Source organism: Streptomyces sp. NPDC000229, assembly GCF_040300825.1.
In the GTDB taxonomy this organism is placed as follows: Bacteria; Actinomycetota; Actinomycetes; order Streptomycetales; family Streptomycetaceae; genus Streptomyces.
Window position 1 is genome coordinate 11,731 of the sequence record NZ_JBEPEL010000048.1, and the last position, 20,646, is coordinate 32,376.

The following is a 20,646-nucleotide window of genomic DNA, read 5'->3' on the forward strand; positions in this document are numbered from 1 at the left end:
ACCCCGACCAAGGATTTCCGAAGTGACCTTGGTCACTCAGCGTGGCGCGGGCCGCATGAACGGATGGGCCCGCATGCCCGGAACACCACACTTCGGCACTGTCGATGTGTCCTGTTTGATGGAGTGGCGTACGAAACATTCCCACGCATAGTGATCGACCGCCATGCATTACTGATCACTGTCTGATGTGGCCTCAACTCGGCCCCGTTCCTGCGCGCGTGGCGTCGCCTACTAATCTCTTGCCGAGAACTTCGCCGCAGTTTCCGCGTGTCCCGTCCGGCCCACCAGGCCCACGGGAACACAGGATCGATCGCTCTGTATCCCGGCCCGATCGCTCCGCCCCGACCGGGCGGACGCGGCGGAGTGTCCGTACGCCGCTGTACCCAGTGCCGGATGAGGAGAACGTCCAGAATGAACCGCAAGACCTTGGTGCTGCCGGCCGTGCTCGGCCTGCTCGCCCCCGTGCTCGTCGCCTGTGGCGGCTCGGGCGGCGGCTCCGGCGGCGACGCCATCGTCGTCGGTACGACGGACCAGTTCGCCGCCGGCAAGGACGCCTCCGCCCCCTTCGACCCGGCCTTCGCGTACGACACCGGCGTCTGGAACGTGCTGCGGCAGACCGTCCAGACCCTGATGCGCGTGCCTCGCGGCGGTGGCGCCCCGGTCCCCGAGGCGGCCTCCCGGTGCGGCTTCACCGACCGGGCGAGCGAGAGCTACCGCTGCACCCTCCGCGACGGCCTGACCTTCGCGGACGGCACGCCGGTCACCTCCAAGGACGTGAAGTTCTCCATCGAGCGGGCGCTCGCCATCAACTCGGACAACGGCGCCGCCGGCCTCCTGTCGAACATCGACACGATCGAGACCAAGGGTGACGCCGAGGTCGTCTTCCACCTGAAGAGCCCGGACGCCACCTTCCCGTACAAGCTCTCCACCCCTGTCGCCGGCATCCTCAGCAGTGAGAAGTACGAGGCGAAGAAGCTCCGCGACGGCTTCCAGGTCGACGGCTCCGGCCCGTACACCATGAAGGCCGAAGTCAGCGGAGACCGGGTCACCAAGGTCGTCTTCACCAAGAACGCCCACTACAAGGGCGACATCAAGCTCCGGAACGAGAAGGTCGAGCTGCGCTCCTTCGAGGACGCCGACGCCATGGGTAAGGCCCTCGAATCCGGTGACATCGACATGATGACCCGGACGATGTCGCCCGAGCAGGTCAAGGAGCTGAACGAGAACCCCAAGCCGGGCATCAAGATCACCGAGGTTCCCGGCCTGGAGATCCGCTACCTCGGCTTCAACACCGACGCCCCGGCCGTCAAGGACAAGGCGGTCCGCCAGGCCATGGCCGCCGTCGTCGACCGCGGCCAGATCGCCGGCAAGGTGTACGGGTCGACCGCCACCCCGCTGTACTCGCTGATCCCCTCCAGCATCACCGCGCACACCAACTCGTTCCTCAACAAGTACGGCGAGCCCAGCACCAAGAAGGCCGCAGGCATCCTCCGCGACGCCGGCATCACCACCCCGGTGAAGCTGACGCTGCACTACACCAGCGACCACTACGGCGCCGGCACCGCCAAGGAGTTCAAGGCGCTCCGCGACCAGCTCAACGCCACCAAGCTCTTCGACGTCACCATCGAAGGCGCCAAGTGGTCCGAGTTCCGCCCCGCCCAGAAGCGCGGTGAGTACGCCGTGTACGGCCTCGGTTGGTTCCCCGACTTCCCGGACCCGGACAACTACATCGCGCCGTTCCTCGACGCGGACAACTTCCTCAACACCCCCTACGTCAACAGCGCCACGCGCAGCCGGCTCCTCCCCGAATCGCGCCGCGCGGCAGACCGCAACGCCGCCTCGTCCGCCTTCGCGCAGATCCAGGACATCGTCGCCACCGACGTCCCTGTGCTGCCGCTGTGGCAGGGCAAGCAGTACGTCGCCGCCCGCGACGAGCTGACCGGTGTCGAGTGGGCGCTGAACACCTCCTCGGATCTGCAGCTCTGGGAGCTCGCCCGAGGTATCGCCTGACCCTGCTGTACCCGGCCGCGCACACGGGCTCGGCCGGCGATGAGATCCAGAGGCAAGGTTCCTGTGAAGGCACACAACAAGTGGCTGACGGCCCCGCTGGCTGCGGGACTTGCGGCCGCCATGCTGAGCGGCTGCGGCGAGGAGAAGAGCGGCGACGCCGGTGGCTCCGGTGGCTCGGTGATCGTCGGCATGTCCGACGAGGTTCTGGCGACGGACCCCGCCGCCGGTTACGACCCGGGCTCGTGGCTGCTGTTCAACAACGTCTTCCAGTCCCTGCTCAGCTTCCCCAAGGGCGCCTCGGTGCCCCAGCCGGAGGCGGCCGACAAGTGCGGCTTCGACCAGGGCGGCAGCAAGGTCTACCGCTGCACGCTGCGCGACGGGCTGAAGTTCAGCAACGGCAACCCCCTCACCTCCAAGGACGTCAAGTTCTCCTTCGAGCGGGCGCTGAAGATCAACGACCCGACCGGCCCCGCGCCGCTGCTCAGCACGATCGACAAGATCGACACGCCGGACGACAAGACCGTCGTGTTCACGCTGAAGGTCCCCGACGCCACCTTCCCGAGCAAGATCGCTTCGGGTGCCGGTTCCATCGTCGACCACCGCGAGTACAAGGACGGGGAGCTGCGCGAGGACGGCAAGGCCGTCGGCTCCGGCCCGTACAAGCTCGACTCGTTCAGCGACGGCGAGGCCGTCTTCTCGCCCAACCCCGACTACCGGGGCACGGTCAAGGTGAAGAACGGCGGCGTCACGCTGAAGCTCTTCCACGGTGACCGCAAGGCGCTGGGCACGGCCCTGCAGAAGGGCGAGGTCGACGTCGCCTACCGTGGCCTCGCCGCGGCCGACATCGCCGGGATCGAGGCGTCCAGCACGTCGTCGGAGCGCGAGATCGAGGTCGTCGAGGGCTCCAGCGCCGAGGTGCAGCATCTGGTGTTCAACGTCGACGACCCGGTCGTCGGCAAGCTCGGCGTACGCAAGGCCATCGCCTACCTCGTCGACCGTGACGCCCTCGTCAACGACATCTACCGGTCGACCGCCACCCCGCTCTACTCGATCATCCCGGCGGGGGTCGTCGGCCACAACACGGCCTTCGTCAACGAGTACGGCGACGAGCCGCAGCCCGAGAAGGCCGCGCAGGCGCTGCGCTCCGCCGGCATCGACGGCAAGGTGAAGCTCACCCTCTGGTCGACGCCCAGCCGTTACGGCCCCTCCACCGACGAGGAGCTCAAGGCGATCGCCAAGCAGCTCAACGACAGCAAGCTGTTCGACGCCACCGTCAAGTCCGTGGAGTTCGAGCAGTACGAGAAGGACATCAAGGCCGGCAAGTACGGCGTGTACGTGAAGGGCTGGGTCCCCGACTACCCGGACCCGGACAACTTCACGCAGCCGTTCTTCGGCGAGGGCAACGTCCTCAACAACAACTACGAGAACAGCAAGATCACCGGCACGCTCGTCCCGCGCACCGCCGCGACCGCCGACCGGACCGCCGCCGAGGAGGACTTCGGCAAGCTCCAGGACCTGGTGGCCAAGGACGTGCCGATCCTGCCGCTGTGGCAGGGCAAGCAGTACGCGGTCGCCCGCGACGGCATCACGGGCCTGGAGTGGACGCTGGACGCGTCCACCGTCTTCCGCTTCTGGGAGATCAAGAAGGGCTGATCCGAGCCGATACGAAAGCGGGGTGCCCGACCGGCGTCGGGCACCCCGCTTCTCGGTACCGGAGGTTTCCGCAGCGGTCACTGGGCGCCGGGGCGCACCAGACCACTCTCGTACGCGTACACCGCGGCCTGGACCCGGTCGCGCAGGCCCAGCTTGGTGAGCACATGGCCCACATGGGTCTTGACCGTCGTCTCACTGACGAACAGGTCGGCGGCGATCTCGGCGTTCGACAGCCCGCGCGCCACCAGCTTCAGCACCTCGACCTCACGGTCGGTCAGCGTGTTCAACGCGTCCGGCACGGGCTCCTCGCCCGAGGGCAGGTGGTCCGCGTACTTGTCGAGCAGCCGGCGCGTGATGCTCGGCGCGAGCATCGCCTCGCCCGCCGCGACCACCCGGATCGCCTGCACCAGCTCGTTGGCCGGCGCGTCCTTCAGCAGGAAGCCGCTGGCCCCGGCGCGCAGCGCCTCCACCACGTACTCGTCCAGGTCGAACGTCGTCAGCACCAGCACCTTCGCCGGTCCGTCGCGGCCGGGTCCGGTGATCTGCCGGGTCGCCTCCACGCCGTCCATGCGGGGCATCCGGATGTCCATCAGCACCACATCGGGCTGCAGCGCCCTGACCTGGTCGAGAGCCTGGAGGCCGTCCCCGGCCTCACCGACGACCGCGATGTCCTGCTCCGCCTCCAGAATCATCCGGAAGCCGGTGCGCAGCAGCGGCTGGTCGTCGACCAGTAGGACGCGGATAGCCACAGGTACTCCTTCAAGGCTCAGCTGACCGGGCCCATTCTGCCCTGACCGCCCCGCCGGGACTCCGCCGGTCCCGGCGCCGCACCCCGTGTCGACACGGAACCGCGCCCTCCGCCCGCCGCGGTCCCTACGGCTCGTCCGTCCGCGGCGCTGGGACGATCGGGAGCGGGTAGACCGGGGGAGTGCCGCCGAACTCGGGACAGACCGACTGGTGGTCGCACCACCCGCACAACTTCGTCGGACGTGGCCGCCAGTCGCCCGTCTCCGTGGCGTGCGCGATCGCCTCCCACAGCGCCTGGAGCTTGCGCTCCACCCGCAGCAGGTCCGCCTCCACCGGGTCGTACGTCAGCACGTCACCGCTGCCCAGGTACACCAGCTGGAGCCGGCGCGGCACCACGCCCTTCAGCCGCCACACCACCAGGGCGTAGAACTTCATCTGGAACAGCGCGCCCTCGCTGTACTCCGGACGCGGGGCCTTGCCCGTCTTGTAGTCGACGATCCGCACCTCGCCCGTCGGCGCCACGTCGACCCGGTCGATCACCCCCCGCAGCCGCAGCCCCGACTCCAGCTCGGTCTCCACGAACAGCTCGCGCTCCGCCGGCTCCAGCCGCGTCGGGTCCTCCAGCGTGAACCACCGCTCGACCAGCTGCTCCGCCTCGGCCAGCCAGCGAGCCAGCAGCTCCCCGTCCGCGTCCCCCTCGAACAGCTCCCCGAGCTCCGGCCTGGACTCCAGCAGCCGCGTCCACTGCCCCGGCACCATCGCCTTGGCCCGCGGCACCGTCCGGTCCACCGCCGGATCGTCGAAGAGCCGCTCCAGCACGGCGTGCACCAGCGTGCCGCGCGTCGCCGCCGGGCTCGGCTTCTCCGGCAGCTTGTCGATCACCCGGAACCGGTACAGCAGCGGGCACTGCATGAAGTCGCTCGCCCGCGACGGCGAGAGCGACGCCGGCGGCCGCGGGCCCCGGGCGTCGCCGCAGCCGGAGTCCGTGGACCGGCCGGAGTCCGTGGACGGGCCGGGACCGGCGGACGGCCCGGCATCGGCGGACGGACTCGGAGAGGCGGACGGGCCGGCATCGGCGGGCGGGCTCGGAGAGCTGGACGGGCCGGCATCGGCGGGCGGGCTCGGAGAGCTGGACGGGCTCGTGGTCATGGTTCAGAACCCTACGGCCCGCCACTGACACCGCGCGGCATACCATCGACGCCAGAGCCTCCCACCATGCATGATCGTCGTGTGACGCTTCACACCGAAGGGAACCTGTGAACAAGGACGACGAGAGCGGCGAGCACCTCCGCCCGCGGTCCGATCCGGCCGGAACCACCGCTCCCGACAGCGGAAAACCGCAGCGGCCACGGGAAGGCGGCGGCATCCTGATGGGCCGCATCTTCGGCGTGCCCGTGTACGTCGCCCCCAGCTGGTTCCTGGTCGCGGCCCTGATCACCTGGGTCTTCGGCGGCCAGATCGACCGGGTCCTGCCCGAGCTCGGCAGCGCCCGCTACCTGGTCTCCCTCTTCTTCGCGGTCGCCTTCTACGCCTCCGTGCTCGTGCACGAACTGGCCCACACGGTCGCCGCGCTCCGCTTCAAACTGCCGGTGCGCCGCATCCAGCTCCAGTTCTTCGGCGGCGTCTCGGAGATCGAGAAGGAGTGCGAGACCCCCGGCCGCGAGTTCGTCCTCGCCGTCGTCGGCCCGCTGCTCTCCCTGGTCCTCGCCGGGGTCTTCTACGCCGGGATGTACGCCGCCGAACCCGACACCGTGCCCGGTGTCCTGCTCGCCGGCCTCATGATCTCCAACCTCATCGTGGCCGCGTTCAACCTGCTGCCCGGCCTCCCGCTCGACGGCGGCCGCATGCTCCGCGCCGTCGTATGGAAGATCACCGGCAAGCCCATGAGCGGCACGGTCGCCGCCGCCTGGGTCGGCCGCGCCCTCGCCGTCACCGTCCTCATCGGCCTCCCGCTGCTCACCCACACCGGTGCCCTCGGCAACGCGACCGAGGACATCAGCGGCCTCGAGACCGTCACCGACGCGCTCCTCGCCGCCATCCTCGCCGCCATCATCTGGACCGGCGCCGGCAACAGCCTCCGCATGGCGCGGCTGCGCGAGCACCTCCCCGAGCTGCGCGCCCGCACCCTCACCCGGCGCGCCGTCCCGGTCGAGTCCGACACCCCCCTCTCCGAAGCGCTCCGCCGCGCCAACGAGGCCGGGGCCCGCGCCCTCGTCGTCGTCGACGGCCAGGGAGAGCCCACGGCCCTGGTCCGCGAAACGGCCATCGTCGGCATCCCCCAGCACCGCCGTCCCTGGGTCGCCGTCAGCGGCCTCGCCCAGGACCTCACCGAGGGCATGAGGGTTCCGGCGGACCTCGCCGGCGAGGCGCTCCTGGACAAGCTGCGCACGACTCCGGCCACGGAGTACCTGGTGGTCGAGGAGTCCGGCGAGATCTACGGCGTCCTGTCCACCGCGGACGTCGAGCGGGCCTTCGTCCAGGCGATGGCACGGCCGGGTTCCTGAAGCCCATACACTGGTCACATGTCCGAACCGACCGGTGCCGCCCGCCGTCGCGGGCCCTTCGAGGTCGGGGACCAGGTCCAGCTCACCGACCCCAAGGGACGCCACTACACGTTCACGCTCGAGGCCGGGAAGAATTTCCACACCCACAAGGGTTCCTTCCCGCACGACGAGCTGATCGGTGCTCCCGAGGGCAGTGTTGTCCGTACCACGGGAAACGTCGCCTACCTCGCGCTGCGCCCCCTGCTCCCCGACTACGTCCTGTCCATGCCCCGCGGCGCCGCCGTGGTCTACCCCAAGGACGCGGGGCAGATCCTGGCCTTCGCCGACATCTTCCCCGGCGCACGCGTCGTCGAGGCGGGTGTGGGCTCCGGCTCGCTCAGCAGCTTCCTGCTCCGCGCCATCGGCGACGACGGCATGCTGCACTCCTACGAGCGACGCGAGGACTTCGCCGAGATCGCCAAGGGCAACGTGGAGCGCTACTTCGGCGGCCCGCACCCCGCCTGGCAGCTCACGGTCGGTGACCTCCAGGACAACCTGTCCGACACCGACGTCGACCGGGTGATCCTGGACATGCTCGCGCCCTGGGAGTGCCTGGAGGCCGTTTCCAAGGCCCTCGTCCCCGGCGGCATCCTCTGCTGCTACGTCGCGACCACCACCCAGCTGGCCCGCACCGTGGAGTCCATCCGCGAGATCGGCTGCTTCGCCGAGCCGGCCGCCTGGGAGTCGATGATCCGCAACTGGCACGTCGAGGGCCTGGCCGTCCGCCCGGACCACCGCATGATCGGCCACACCGGTTTCCTGCTCACCGCACGCCGCCTCGCCGACGGCGTGGAGCCTCCGATGCGCCGCCGCCGTCCCGCCAAGGGCGCGTACGGCGAGGACTACGAAGGCCCCAACAAGGGCTGACGCCCCAGGACTGACGCCCCGACAAGGCGACGGCGCCGCCGTCGAGTTCCCGCCACCGGTGGGAGAACTCGACGGCGGCGCCTTTACGTTCGGCACCGCGCGGGAACGCAGCCCGACCCCGCGGTTCCGCCCACCTGTGACGTATGGCACGATGCTGGCCACCCCCACCGCACAGCCCACAGGAGGCACTCCGCGTGCAGACCTCCGCCCTTCAGGAACTCGCGCACACCCACGCCCGCCCGGTGCACTGGCTCGCCACCGCCGCGGCGATGGCCGCGGTGGTCGCCGGCGCCGGGGTGCTCCAGCCCGAAGCCGCCACCGCCTCCCAGACGGGCGGTATCCGGACAGCGGCGGCTCCCGCGCCGGCCCCCGCCCCCGACCCGGCGGCGGTGACGTACCCCCTCGAATGCGCGGGCGCGGCCAGCGTGGTGGCGAAGCGCGCGACGGGGGACATCGACGGCGACGGCCGGCCGGAGACGGTCGTGGCGGCGCACTGCCGCGCGGGCTCCGGAACACCGCCCAGCGGCGTGTACGTCCTGGCCCGCGGCACCGGCACCGGGTCCCGTGTGGTGGCCACGCTGGTGGAGCCTGCCGAGCGCCGCAGCGTCGGCGGGATCGCCGTACGTGACGGGGTGGTCACCGCGACCCTGCTCGGCTACTCCTCACCGGACGTACCGAGCTGCTGTCCCGACCAGCGGGAGACCGTCAAGTGGCGGTGGGAGGGGGACAAGTTCGTCCGCTCCACCCCGGCCGAAGCCCGGAGTGCCTGATCGGTCACTCCGCGTCAGGGCCGTAGACCTCGACCCGGTCCGCCACGCGCCGCACGTGGATGCAGTCGCCGGGGCACTCCTTCGCGGAGTCGACGACGTCCTGGAGCAGGGGCAGCGGAACGGGCGTCGTGGCCCCGGGGGCCTGCAGCAGTTCGTCGTCGGCGCTCTTCACGTACGCCAGGCCGTCGATGTCCAGCTCGAAGACCTCGGGGGCGTACTGCGCGCAGATTCCGTCGCCGGTACAGAGGTCCTGGTCGATCCAGACCTCCAGGGCCTCGCCGGCGCCCGTGGTCGGAGCCTCGTGCTGCACGGTCATGTTCCTGCCTCTGGTGTGGTAAGTCGGGCCAACCCTGACGGGTGTTGACCACTCCGACGATACAACCGCCCGCTTTCAAGTGTTGATGGGTGGGTATCCCCCTGGTGCGAGGGAGAGCGCAAGGGTGAAGATCGGACACACCTCGAGAGTCTTTGTGATCTAGGGGTTTCAATCACCACCCACCCAGGTAGGGTCAGGAAGCGTCCAGCTCCCCTTGGAGGAGGTGAGGACCGTGGCAGCCCACGACGACGACATCAACCGCGGCATCCGGCCGGGGCGGGGGTCTGAAGACCCTGCCGGCCAGGTTGCCTATCTCGAGCAGGAAATCGCCGTCCTGCGACGTAAGCTCGCCGACTCTCCGCGTCACACGAGGATTCTCGAAGAGCGGATCGTCGAGCTGCAGACCAACCTGGCCGGCGTGTCCGCACAGAACGAGCGACTCGCCAATACGCTCCGTGAGGCCCGCGACCAGATCGTGGCCCTCAAGGAGGAGGTCGACCGGCTCGCGCAGCCCCCGGCCGGCTTCGGTGTCTTCCTGCAGGCGAACGAGGACGGCACCTGCGACATCTTCACCGGGGGCCGCAAGCTCCGGGTGAACGTCAGCCCCAGCGTCGAGCTCGACGAGCTCCGGCGCGGCCAGGAAGTGATGCTCAACGAAGCGCTCAACGTGGTCGAGGCCATGGAGTTCGAGCGCGCCGGGGACATCGTCACCCTCAAGGAGATCCTCGAGGACGGCGAGCGGGCCCTGGTGATCGGGCACACCGACGAGGAACGGGTGGTGAGGCTCGCCGAGCCGCTGCTGGACATCACCATCCGGCCCGGCGACGCCCTGCTGCTCGAGCCCAGGTCCGGTTACGTCTACGAGGTGATCCCGAAGAGCGAGGTCGAGGAACTCGTCCTCGAGGAGGTCCCGGACGTCGACTACACCAAGATCGGCGGTCTGGGGAACCAGATCGAGCTGATCCGTGACGCGGTCGAGCTTCCGTACCTCTACCCCGACCTCTTCCAGGAGCACGAACTGCGGCCGCCGAAGGGCATCCTTCTGTACGGCCCGCCCGGCTGCGGCAAGACGCTGATCGCGAAGGCCGTCGCCAACTCCCTTGCCAAGAAGGTCGCCGAGGTGACCGGGCAGCCCGCGGGGAAGAGCTACTTCCTCAACATCAAGGGCCCCGAGCTCCTCAACAAGTACGTCGGCGAGACCGAGCGGCACATCCGCCTGGTCTTCCAGCGTGCTCGTGAGAAGGCGAGCGAGGGCACCCCGGTGATCGTCTTCTTCGACGAGATGGAGTCCCTCTTCCGCACCCGTGGCTCCGGTGTCAGCTCGGACGTGGAGAACACCATCGTCCCGCAGCTGCTCGCCGAGATCGACGGTGTGGAGGGCCTGGAGAACGTCATCGTCATCGGCGCCTCCAACCGCGAGGACATGATCGACCCCGCCATCCTCCGGCCGGGCCGGCTCGATGTGAAGATCAAGATCGAGCGTCCGGACGCGGAGGCGGCCAAGGACATCTTCGCCAAGTACCTGACACCTTCGCTGCCGCTGCACGCGGACGACCTGGCCGAGCACAATGGGTCCAAGGAAGCCGCGGCTCAGGCGATGATCCAGTCGGTCGTGGAGCAGATGTACGCGGAATCCGAGGAGAACCGGTTCCTCGAGGTGACGTACGCCAATGGTGACAAGGAAGTCCTGTACTTCAAGGACTTCAACTCCGGCGCGATGATCCAGAACATCGTCGACCGGGCCAAGAAGATGGCCATCAAGGCCTTCCTCGACCACAACCAGAAAGGCCTTCGGGTCTCCCACCTCCTCCAGGCTTGCGTGGACGAGTTCAAGGAGAACGAGGACCTGCCGAACACCACCAACCCGGACGACTGGGCCCGGATCTCCGGAAAGAAGGGCGAGCGGATCGTCTTCATCCGCACCCTCGTCACCGGAAAGCAGGGCGCCGACACCGGTCGGTCCATCGACACGGTGGCGAACACCGGTCAGTACCTGTAGATCGCATTCCGGCTGCGGGTGCCCCGGATTCCCCCCGCCCACGGCGGGGGAGGGCATCCGCGGCCGGTTGCTTTCACCGGTCCCTGGCCGCATTCCGACCAGACCGCAGCAATGACGCAATTGATCTCCCCACCAGCGCAGAGGCGTTCTAGGCTCTTCCGTACCGCCGAGTCGCGCAGTGCGGGGACGGGCACCGCACACGCATCGGAGAAGCAGCGGTACTTGAGCGCCGTTCCCGGACGGGGACGCCGCCGGGCAAGGAGGGCCGCATGACTGTACGGCGAGTAATGGGCATCGAGACGGAGTACGGGATCTCCGTTCCCGGCCACCCGAACGCCAATGCCATGCTCACCTCGTCCCAGATCGTCAACGCCTACGCGGCGGCGATGCACCGGGCGCGGCGCGCCCGCTGGGACTTCGAGGAGGAGAACCCGCTGCGGGACGCCCGCGGCTTCGACCTCGCCCGCGAGGCCGCCGACTCCAGCCAGCTCACCGACGAGGACATCGGCCTGGCCAATGTGATCCTCACCAATGGGGCGCGGCTCTACGTCGACCACGCGCACCCCGAATACAGCGCCCCCGAGGTCACCAATCCGCGCGACGCCGTCCTGTGGGACAAGGCGGGCGAGCGGATCATGGCGGAGGCCGCGGAGCGGGCGGCCCAGCTGCCGGGCGCCCAGCCGATCCACCTCTACAAGAACAACACCGACAACAAGGGCGCCTCCTACGGCACGCACGAGAACTACCTGATGAAGCGGGAGACCCCCTTCTCGGACATCGTGCGCCACCTGACGCCGTTCTTCGTCTCCCGGCAGGTCGTCACGGGCGCCGGCCGCGTGGGCATCGGTCAGGACGGCCATGAGCACGGTTTCCAGATCAGCCAGCGCGCCGATTATTTCGAGGTCGAGGTGGGCCTGGAGACCACCCTCAAGCGGCCGATCATCAACACCCGGGACGAGCCCCACGCCGACGCCGAGAAGTACCGCCGGCTCCATGTGATCATCGGGGACGCGAACCTCTCGGAGATCTCGACGTACCTGAAGCTCGGCACGACGGCCCTGGTGCTGTCGATGATCGAGGACGGCTTCATCACGGTCGATCTCGCCGTCGACCAGCCGGTGCGCACCCTGCACCAGGTCTCGCACGACCCCTCGCTCCAGTACCTGATCACGCTGCGCAGCGGCCGGACACTCACCGCCGTACAACTGCAGATGGAGTACTTCGAGCTGGCCCGCAAGTACGTGGAGGAGCGGTTCGGCGCCGATGCCGACGAGCAGACCAAGGACGTGCTGGTCAGGTGGGAGGACACCCTCAACCGGCTCGAGAACGACCCGATGAGCCTGGCGGGCGAGCTGGACTGGGTGGCCAAGCGGGAGCTCATGGAGGGCTACCGGCGCCGCGACGGGCTCGACTGGGACGCCGCGCGGCTCCACCTGGTGGACCTGCAGTACGCCGACGTACGGCCCGACAAGGGCCTGTACAACCGTCTGGCGGCCCGTGGGCGGATGAAGCGGCTGCTGGACGAGGACGCCGTCACGCGGGCGCAGGCGAAGCCTCCGGAGGACACCAGGGCCTATTTCCGGGGCCGGTGCCTGGAGCAGTACGCCGATGACGTGGCCGCGGCCTCATGGGACTCGGTGATCTTCGACCTGCCCGGTCGCGACTCCCTGCAGCGGGTGCCCACACTGGAACCGTTGCGCGGTACACGTAACCATGTGAAGGAGCTCCTGGACCGCTGCCGTACGGCGGAGGACCTGGTCCGCGTGCTGTCCGGCCACTGAGCGGCGGCCGAGTACGCGTACGAAAAAGAGCTTGGCCCGGAGATCTCCGGGAATCATGGGGATACTCCCTGGACGTTGGAGAAAGTACAGGGCCGATGTCAGACCGTCCTTGTAGGGTCTGATCTTGAGAGACCGAACCAAGCGGGCAAACCGAGCGGGGTGAGGGATATGGCGACCAAGGACACCGGCGGCGGGCAGCAGAAGGCCACACGTTCCACCGAGGAGGTCGAGGAGCAGGCGCAGGACGCGCAGGCGTCCGAGGACCTCAAGGAGCGCCAGGAGAAGCTGTCCGACGACGTCGACTCCGTACTCGACGAGATCGACGACGTCCTCGAGGAGAACGCCGAGGACTTCGTACGGTCCTTCGTGCAAAAGGGCGGACAGTAGAGCTCGTTGTCCTTCCCCGGTGCCGTCGGTGAAAGCCGACGGCACCGGGACGGATGACCGGCGACGGCACGGGTAAGGTCCGTGCACAGCACGCATGATCGGCCCGACCGCCGCAGCGGCGGGCCGCCGCCTCATTTCGGAAGGAAACGCGTGGAAGCCAACCCTCGTAGCACCGGGCGTCTGCCGGCAGCCTTCCTGACGCCCGGCTCCTCCTCGTTCATGGACTTCCTGGCCGACCACTCGCCCGACCTGCTGCCCGGCAGGCGGACCCTGCCGCCCCTGCAGGGCGCCATCGAAGCACCGCACGGCACCACCATCGTCGCCACCACTTTCCCCGGCGGCGTGGTGCTCGCCGGTGACCGGCGCGCCACGATGGGCAATATGATCGCCCAGCGCGACATCGAGAAGGTGTTCCCGGCCGACGAGTACTCGGCCGTGGGCATCGCCGGCACCGCCGGCCTCGCCGTGGAGATGGTCAAGCTCTTCCAGCTGGAGCTGGAGCACTTCGAAAAGGTCGAGGGCGCGCAGCTCTCCCTGGAGGGCAAGGCGAACCGCCTCTCCACGATGATCCGCAGCAACCTGGGCATGGCGATGCAGGGCCTGGCCGTGGTTCCGCTCTTCGCCGGCTGGGACGTCGAGCGCGAGAAGGGCCGGATCTTCAGTTACGACGTGACGGGCGGCCGCTCCGAGGAGCACGGCTTCGCGGCCACCGGCTCCGGTTCGATCTTCGCCCGGGGTGCCATGAAGAAGCTCTACCGCGACGACCTGACGGAGCAGCAGGCCATCACCCTGGTCGTGCAGGCGCTCTACGACGCGGCGGACGACGACTCGGCGACCGGCGGCCCGGACGTGGCCCGGCGGATCTACCCGATCGTCACCGTGATCACCGACGAGGGCTTCCGGCGGCTCACCGAGGCCGAGTCGTCCGAGACCGCCCGCGCGATCCTGGAGCGCCGCCTCGAACAGCCCGACGGCCCGCGCGCCGCGCTGCTCTGACGTTCGCGCTCTTGATGTTTTTCCACCTGAAGAAAGGGACGGATAGCCGGTGACGACGCCGTTCTATGTCTCGCCCGCACAGGCCATGCAGGACCGGGCGGAATACGCCCGCAAGGGCATCGCCCGTGGACGCAGCCTGGTTGTGCTGCAGTACGCCGACGGCATCGTCTTCGTCGGTGAGAACCCGTCCCGTGCGCTGCACAAGTTCAGCGAGATCTACGACCGGATCGGTTTCGCCGCGGCCGGTAAGTACAACGAGTACGAGAACCTGCGGATCGGCGGCGTGCGCTACGCGGACCTGCGGGGCTACACCTACGACCGCGACGACGTGACGGCCCGTGGCCTCGCCAACGTGTACGCCCAGACGCTGGGCACCATCTTCTCCAGCGCGGGGGAGAAGCCGTACGAGGTGGAGCTGGTCGTCGCCGAGGTGGGGACCTCCCCCGAGGGCGACCAGATCTACCGCCTGCCGCACGATGGATCGATCGTCGACGAGCACGGCTCGGTCGCGGTCGGCGGCAACGCCGAGCAGATCAGCACCTTCCTCGACCAGCGGCACCGCGACGGGATGTCGCTCGCCGAGGCGCTGAAGCTCGCCGTACAGGCGCTGTCCCGGGACACCAACGGCAGCGAGCGGGAGATCCCCGCGGAGCGGCTGGAGGTGGCCATCCTGGACCGCACGCGCCCCCAGCAGCGCAAGTTCAAGCGGATCGTCGGCCGCCAGCTGGCCCGCCTCCTGGAGGCGGACGCCTCGGCGTCCACCCCGACCGACGCCCCCTCGGACGAGGAGCCGGAGGAGTCGGAGGACTGACCCCCGGCCGACAGGTGCCCCGGACCGCCCGCGCGGCCGGGGCACCGGCGTGTCAGGGGGCCGGGGCCGGGCCCGAGGAGCCGCGGGGCATCAGAGTGACCGGGAGGTCGCCGTGCTCCGGCGGGCGGCCCGCGAGGACGTCCAGCAGGGCCGTCATCCCGCGCTCGCCGATCCGCTCCGCGGGCAGCCGGACCGTGGTCAGCTCGGGCTCCACCGCGGTGGCGAGGGCGAGGTCGTCGAACCCGGTGACCGACAGGTCCTCCGGGACCCGCAGCCCCAGTCTCCGTACCGCCTTGCAGGCGCCCGCCGCCACGATGTCGTCGTCGCAGACCAGTGCCGTCGGACGCGCCCCCGGCGCGGTCAGCGCGCGTTCGGCGGCCTCGCGGGCGCCGTTCACCTCCAGCGGCACCGGAACGGTCCGTACACAGACGCCGGGGAGGCCGTCCAGGCAGGCGGCCAGGGCCCGCCCGCGTACGTCGAAGGTCCAGGAGGGCACGGCGGACGACAGGTGCAGGAAGCGGCGGTGACCCAGCGCCAGCAGATGGTCCGTCACCTGCCGCATGCCGTCGGCGATGTCGAGGTTCACATGGGCCGCGGCGCCCGGGTCGGCCGGGTCGCTGTCGAGCATGACCAGCGGCAGGTCCGTGCCGCGGATCGCCCGCAGCGCGTCGGCGGCCATGGAGGAGGCGATCACCCCGTCCAGTGCCGCCCGCGCCGAGGCGAACGGGTCCCTCGCCGGGCCGACGCCCTCGGGGGAGGGGTACAGGACCACCCCGAAGCCGTGGCGGGCGGCCACCGCGGCGGCGCCGGTGTAGACCCGGGCGAAGAACTCGTTGGTGAGGGCGGGCACCACCAGCAGCGCGGTCCTGGTACTGCCGAGGCGGAGGTTGCGGGCCGCGAGGTTGGGGCGGTAGCCGAGCTCGTCGGCCGCCTCCCGTACCAGCCGCGCCGTGCGCTCCGAGACCCGCCCGCGCCACTTGTCGCCGAGGACGAGCGACACGGTGGCCTGCGACACCCCCGCGGCCCGCGCGACGTCCCGGCTGGTGGGCCGCGCACCGCCGACGGCGGGCACGGGGGCGTCCCCGGCCGCGTCGGTGCCCTCGGCGACCCCGGTATCCCTCGGCTCGGCGGGCCGGGGCTCGGCTCCCTGGGGCTGGGCACGCCCGGACTGGGCACGCCGCCCCGCGGAGGTGCTCGGGTCCGCCTCCGGCACCGCCGCGGGCCGGGCGGGGTCCGCCGCGGGCGGTGTCGCGGCCCCGGGAGCGCCCGCCGCACGGCCGGGCACCGACGGGCGCGCCGACGCGGCCGTCGCGCGGGGCGAGGGGCCGGCGTTCCGCCGGGAGTCGTCCCCGCCGGGCGCCGGCCGGGACGCCGGCTCGGGAACCGCTCGGTCCGGGTGGTGCACGCACGCCTCCGCTTCGACGATCGGACCGCGAGGGTGGACCCGCGGGATGCCGACATGGTACGTATGACGAAGGAAGTTATACGTAAAACCTCGGTTCGAGTGCCGGGGGAGAGGGGCAGCACATGGCCGCCGCGTCGGGCGGATACGCCGACATCCTGAAGGCACCCCATGCCGCCAGGCTGCTCATAGGCACCCTCGTGGGACGCCTCCCCAACGGCACCGGGCCCATCGCCCTGATGCTGTTCACGCGTGCCGAGGGCGGCAGCTACAGCCTCGCCGGCGGGCTCGCCGCCGTGTACGGCATCGGCAACGCCATCGGCCAGCCCCTCCTCGGCCGCGCCGTCGACCTGTACGGCCAACCCCGGGTCCAGCTCCCGGCGGCCCTGGTCTCCGCCCTGGGCATGGCGCTGCTGGTCCTCACCGGCATCGACCCGCTGCCGCTCACGTACGCCGCCGTCGCCGTGGCCGGACTGTTCACCCCGCCCCTGGAGGGCGGTCTCAGGGCCCTGTGGCCGAGCGTCCTGGGCCGCGAGGACCGGGTCCACCGGGCGTACGCCATGGACGCGGTCGCCCAGGAAGTCATGTTCACCGTCGGCCCCTTGATGGTCACGCTGCTCGTCTCGCTCTGGTCGCCGGCCGCCGCCCTGCTCGTCATCAACGCCATCGGCGTACTCGGCGCCCTGTCCGTCGTCCTGGCCGAACCGTCCCGCGCCTGGCGCTCCGCCCCCCGTGAGGCACACTGGCTCGGCGCGCTGCGCTCACCCGGGCTGCTGGCCCTGCTCGGCTCGTTCTTCTTCGTCGGCCTCGCCATGGGCTCCATCACCGTCGCCGCCTACGCCTACGCCGAGGACCACGGCAGTGACTCCGTGTACGGCTGGCTGATGGCCGCCCTGGGCCTCGGCGCGCTGGCCGGCGGCACGCTCTACGGAGCCCGGCAGTGGGCGGGCGCCCCGGAGCGCCGCCTGCAGGTCCTCGTCGGCCTGCTGGCCCTCGGGTATCTGCCGCTGCTGCTCACCCCCGGCGTACTGCCCATGACGGCCCTGGCGGCCCTGGCGGGCGTGTTCCTGGCCCCGGCCATCGCCTGCGCGTTCATCGTCGTCGACCGGCACGCCCCGCGCGGCACGGTCACCGAGGCGTTCTCCTGGCTGGTGACCACCTTCGGCGTGGGGGCCGCCGCCGGAACGGCCGCGGCGGGTCCGGTGGTCCAGCTCTCCGGCACCACCGCGAGTTTCGCCGTGGCGGGTGCCGGGGGATTCGTCGCCCTGCTGGTCCTGCTGGCGACCCGGCGCGTACTGGCGGTCCCCCTTCGCGGAGCCCAACATGCCGGAGATGTCGTGGCGGCATCGGAAAATGATCGAAACGGTGCTGTCGAACCCGGTTTCAGCACAGGCCATCAGGCGTAATGTTCAGTCATGGACCGCCGCATTTTCGGGCTGGAGAACGAGTACGGCGTCACGTGCACGTTCAGGGGACAGCGCCGACTGTCTCCTGACGAAGTGGCGCGCTACCTCTTCCGCCGTGTCGTGTCATGGGGCCGCAGCAGCAACGTCTTCCTGCGGAACGGCGCCCGCCTCTACCTCGACGTGGGATCGCATCCGGAATACGCAACTCCCGAATGCGACAACGTGACGGAACTGGTCACCCACGACAAGGCCGGCGAGCGCATTCTCGAGGGCCTGCTCGTCGACGCCGAACGCCGCCTGCACGAGGAGGGAATCGCGGGCGACGTCTATCTCTTCAAGAACAACACCGACTCGGCGGGAAACTCCTACGGCTGCCACGAGAACTATCTCGTCGCCCGCCACGGGGAGTTCTCGCGGCTCGCGGACATCCTCATTCCGTTCCTCGTCACCAGGCAGCTGCTCTGCGGCGCCGGGAAGGTGCTGCAGACCCCGCGCGGCGCCGTCTACTGCGTCAGCCAGCGGGCCGAGCACATCTGGGAGGGCGTCAGCTCCGCGACGACCCGCTCCCGGCCGATCATCAACACCCGCGACGAACCGCACGCCGACGCCGAGCGGTACCGCCGCCTGCACGTCATCGTGGGTGACTCGAACATGTCCGAGACGACCATGCTGCTGAAGGTCGGCGCCACCGACCTCGTCCTGCGCATGATCGAGGCCGGCACGGTGATGCGCGACCTCACCCTGGAGAATCCGATCCGGGCGATCCGTGAGGTCAGCCACGACATCACCGGACAGCGCAAGGTCCGCCTCGCCAGCGGACGCGAGGCATCCGCCCTGGAGGTCCAGCGCGAGTACTACGAGAAGGCCGCCGACTTCGTCGACCGGCGCGGCATCCGTACGGGTACCGTCGCGCAGGTCCTGGAGCTGTGGGGCCGCACGCTGGACGCCATCGAGGAGGAGGACCTCGACCGGATCGGCACCGAGATCGACTGGGTCATGAAGTACAAGCTGCTGGAGCGGTACCGGGCCAAGCACAACATGACCATGTCGCACCCGAGGGTCGCCCAGATAGACCTCGCGTACCACGACATCCACCGTCGGCGCGGGCTCTACTACCTGCTGGAGAAGAAGGGACAGGCCGCCCGCATCTGCAACGACCTGAAGATCTTCGAGGGCAAGTCGGTGCCCCCGCAGACCACCAGGGCGCGGCTGCGCGGCGACTTCATCCGCCGGGCGCAGGAGCAGCGACGGGACTTCACCGTCGACTGGGTGCACCTCAAGCTCAACGACCAGGCGCAGCGCACGGTGCTGTGCAAGGACCCCTTCCGGTCGGTCGACGACCGGGTGGAGAAGCTCATCGCCGGCATGTGGCCGAGGGCGGGCCGCGGCCGGGCCGCAGTGGCCGGGGCGAGCCCTCGGCCGGGCGGCCGTCAGTGGGCACGGGTGCCGGACGCCGGGGCCGGCACCCGTGCCGAGCCGCGGGCGGGCCCGCCGTCCCCCGGCCCGGCTCCCACCAGGGCGCGTCCTCCGGCCGCTGCTCACGGTCCGCCGCCCGCTGTCCCGCCGTCCTCCGGCCCGGCGCCCGCTGTCCCGCCGTCCTCCGGCCCGGCGCCCGCTGTCCCGGCGCCCCTCCGGGCCGCCGTCCTCCGGGCCCTGGCGGGAGCCGGCCCGGGGCGGGCTGTGGGATCCGGGCGGCCGAGCCGCGGGCGGGCTGCGGACGCCGGGAGCGGGGGAGACGGGCCCGGACGGGGCCTGGGTGCCGGGCTCGCGCGGGGCCGGCCGGGGGCTCGGGGGCTCGTCGGTGTCAGGGCTCATCGTTGTGGGCGCCGTGCGTTGCTCGTGCGGCGGCTCACGTACGTCGTAGAGTCACGCCGTAGAGTGACGCGACACCCTCGCGAACTCGATTGCGAAGACCTGCAGATCCCGAGATCCCGACCAAGATACGAGGCATTCCGTGCGCCGTCGCTCCCTCCTTCTCGCCGTCCCGGCCGGCCTGCTCACCCTCGCGGGCTGCGGCGACGACAAGTCCGACGAGGCCAAGACCGACGAGAGCCCGTCCGCACCCGCGGAGCCTTCCGCGAAGATCGTGGAGGGTCCGCTGCCCGCCGTCACCGCGGGAACGAAGTTCGGCCAGAAGCCGACCGTCGCCAAGGGCCCGGGCAAGCCGTCGTCCGACCTCGCCGTGAAGACGCTCATCCCCGGCAAGGGCCAGACGGTGGCCAAGGGCGACTACCTGCAGTTCGACTACCTCGGGCAGATCTGGGACACCGCCAAGGTCTTCGACAACTCCTACGACCGCAAGGCGCCCCTGACCAGCGCCATCGGCGTCGGCCAGCTCATCCCGGGCTGGGACCGGGCGCTGCCGGGCAAGACCGTCGGGAGCCGGGTCGAGCTGGCCATCCCGCCGGCCCTCGGCTACGGCACGCAGGGCAACCCGCAGGGCGGGATCAAGGGCACCGACACGCTGGTGTTCGTCGTCGACATCCGTGGCACCTTCAACGCCAAGAGCTCGGCCAAGGGCCGCGAGGTGGCCCAGGACAACATCGACCTGCCCAAGGTCGGCACCAACACCGACGGTGCGGCGCCGTCCATCGAGGTGCCCAAGAAGCCCGCTCCCAAGGGCCTGGTCGCGAAGTACATCCTGGAGGGCGACGGCCAGGCCGTGAAGCCCACGGACAAGCTGCTGCTCCAGTACAAGGGCGTCCTGTGGGACGGTGGCAAGGAATTCGACTCCAGCTACAAGGGCGGACAGCTCGCGGAGTTCCCGCTGCAGAGCCTGATCAAGGGCTGGCAGCAGGGCCTGGCGGGCAAGAAGGTCGGCAGCCGTGTGATGCTCGTCGTCCCGCCGGAGCTGGGCTACGGCGCGCAGGCGTCCGGGGACATCCCCGCCAACTCGACGCTGGTCTTCTCCCTCGACATCCTCGCCGTGATGTAAGACTGTCCCGGTTGATCAGTACA

17 protein-coding genes and 1 pseudogene are annotated in these 20,646 nt (G+C 70.1%); 14 read left to right on the plus strand and 4 right to left on the minus strand.

Annotation, left to right across the window (positions count from 1 at the left end; translation table 11 throughout):
• Positions 1–411: 411 nt before the first annotated feature.
• A complete protein-coding gene (locus ABT360_RS22290; protein ID WP_351819166.1) occupies positions 412–2,010 on the plus strand; it encodes an ABC transporter substrate-binding protein in 1,599 nt (532 codons plus the stop codon).
• 63 nt (positions 2,011–2,073) lie between these two features.
• A complete protein-coding gene (locus ABT360_RS22295; protein ID WP_351819169.1) occupies positions 2,074–3,663 on the plus strand; it encodes an ABC transporter substrate-binding protein in 1,590 nt (529 codons plus the stop codon).
• A 77-nt stretch (positions 3,664–3,740) separates the two neighbouring features.
• On the opposite strand, the gene ABT360_RS22300 is transcribed toward ABT360_RS22295, so the two are convergent.
• Both ABT360_RS22300 and ABT360_RS22305 read right to left on the minus strand, forming a co-directional pair.
• On the minus strand, positions 3,741–4,412 hold the full coding sequence (locus tag ABT360_RS22300) for a response regulator (protein WP_064069109.1): 672 nt from the start codon (positions 4,410–4,412) through the stop codon (positions 3,741–3,743).
• A 124-nt stretch (positions 4,413–4,536) separates the two neighbouring features.
• A complete protein-coding gene (locus ABT360_RS22305; protein WP_351819173.1) occupies positions 4,537–5,322 on the minus strand; it encodes a RecB family exonuclease in 786 nt (261 codons plus the stop codon).
• Here ABT360_RS22305 and ABT360_RS22310 point away from each other — a divergent pair.
• The 4 genes from ABT360_RS22310 (at position 5,321) to ABT360_RS22325 (ending at position 8,590) form a co-directional block, all read left to right on the plus strand.
• Positions 5,321–5,587 carry a hypothetical protein gene (locus ABT360_RS22310; RefSeq protein ID WP_351819175.1) on the plus strand — a complete coding sequence of 89 codons (267 nt, stop codon included), beginning with the start codon at positions 5,321–5,323 and terminating at the stop codon, positions 5,585–5,587. The genes ABT360_RS22305 and ABT360_RS22310 overlap by 2 nt on opposite strands.
• Positions 5,588–5,666: 79 nt before the next feature.
• Entirely contained in the window at positions 5,667–6,914 is a 1,248-nt protein-coding gene (locus ABT360_RS22315) for a site-2 protease family protein (RefSeq protein WP_351819178.1), read from the plus strand.
• Between the two features lie 18 nt (positions 6,915–6,932).
• Positions 6,933–7,820 (plus strand): tRNA (adenine-N1)-methyltransferase, encoded by an 888-nt coding sequence (locus ABT360_RS22320; RefSeq protein WP_073758328.1) that lies wholly within the window; start codon positions 6,933–6,935, stop codon positions 7,818–7,820.
• A 194-nt stretch (positions 7,821–8,014) separates the two neighbouring features.
• A complete protein-coding gene (locus tag ABT360_RS22325; RefSeq protein WP_351819181.1) occupies positions 8,015–8,590 on the plus strand; it encodes a hypothetical protein in 576 nt (191 codons plus the stop codon).
• Positions 8,591–8,594: 4 nt separating this feature from the next.
• On the opposite strand, the gene ABT360_RS22330 is transcribed toward ABT360_RS22325, so the two are convergent.
• Positions 8,595–8,906 (minus strand): ferredoxin, encoded by a 312-nt coding sequence (locus tag ABT360_RS22330; protein ID WP_351819184.1) that lies wholly within the window; start codon positions 8,904–8,906, stop codon positions 8,595–8,597.
• Between the two features lie 232 nt (positions 8,907–9,138).
• Between ABT360_RS22330 and arc the strand changes: the two genes are divergently transcribed.
• From arc to prcA, 5 genes are all read left to right on the plus strand, one after another.
• Positions 9,139–10,905, plus strand: a complete 1,767-nt coding sequence (arc, locus tag ABT360_RS22335) for a proteasome ATPase (RefSeq protein ID WP_351819187.1) — start codon at positions 9,139–9,141, stop codon at positions 10,903–10,905.
• Positions 10,906–11,174: 269 nt separating this feature from the next.
• Positions 11,175–12,686: a depupylase/deamidase Dop gene (gene dop / locus ABT360_RS22340; RefSeq protein WP_351819190.1), complete on the plus strand. Its 1,512-nt coding sequence runs from the start codon at positions 11,175–11,177 to the stop codon at positions 12,684–12,686.
• A gap of 168 nt (positions 12,687–12,854) precedes the next feature.
• The gene (locus ABT360_RS22345) at positions 12,855–13,073 is read left to right on the plus strand and encodes a ubiquitin-like protein Pup (protein WP_016325855.1); all 219 of its coding nucleotides are present in this window, start codon (positions 12,855–12,857) and stop codon (positions 13,071–13,073) included.
• Positions 13,074–13,223: 150 nt separating this feature from the next.
• Entirely contained in the window at positions 13,224–14,069 is an 846-nt protein-coding gene (gene prcB, locus ABT360_RS22350; RefSeq protein ID WP_351819193.1) for a proteasome subunit beta, read from the plus strand.
• Between the two features lie 49 nt (positions 14,070–14,118).
• Complete coding sequence (gene prcA / locus ABT360_RS22355; RefSeq protein WP_351819196.1) at positions 14,119–14,880, plus strand: proteasome subunit alpha; 762 nt, start codon at positions 14,119–14,121, stop codon at positions 14,878–14,880.
• 52 nt (positions 14,881–14,932) lie between these two features.
• On the opposite strand, the gene ABT360_RS22360 is transcribed toward prcA, so the two are convergent.
• A complete protein-coding gene (locus ABT360_RS22360; RefSeq protein WP_351819275.1) occupies positions 14,933–15,952 on the minus strand; it encodes a LacI family DNA-binding transcriptional regulator in 1,020 nt (339 codons plus the stop codon).
• Positions 15,953–16,407: 455 nt separating this feature from the next.
• Here ABT360_RS22360 and ABT360_RS22365 point away from each other — a divergent pair, with 455 nt between their 5' ends.
• The 3 genes and pseudogenes from ABT360_RS22365 (at position 16,408) to ABT360_RS22375 (ending at position 20,623) form a co-directional block, all read left to right on the plus strand.
• Positions 16,408–17,688 carry an MFS transporter gene (locus ABT360_RS22365; RefSeq protein WP_351819199.1) on the plus strand — a complete coding sequence of 427 codons (1,281 nt, stop codon included), beginning with the start codon at positions 16,408–16,410 and terminating at the stop codon, positions 17,686–17,688.
• 9 nt (positions 17,689–17,697) lie between these two features.
• Positions 17,698–19,056 (plus strand): annotated as a pseudogene (pafA, locus tag ABT360_RS22370) (Pup--protein ligase); the annotation flags it as partial.
• A gap of 586 nt (positions 19,057–19,642) precedes the next feature.
• Positions 19,643–20,623, plus strand: coding sequence for an FKBP-type peptidyl-prolyl cis-trans isomerase (locus ABT360_RS22375; protein WP_351819202.1), 981 nt, complete (start codon positions 19,643–19,645; stop codon positions 20,621–20,623).
• The last annotated feature ends 23 nt before the right edge of the window (positions 20,624–20,646 follow it).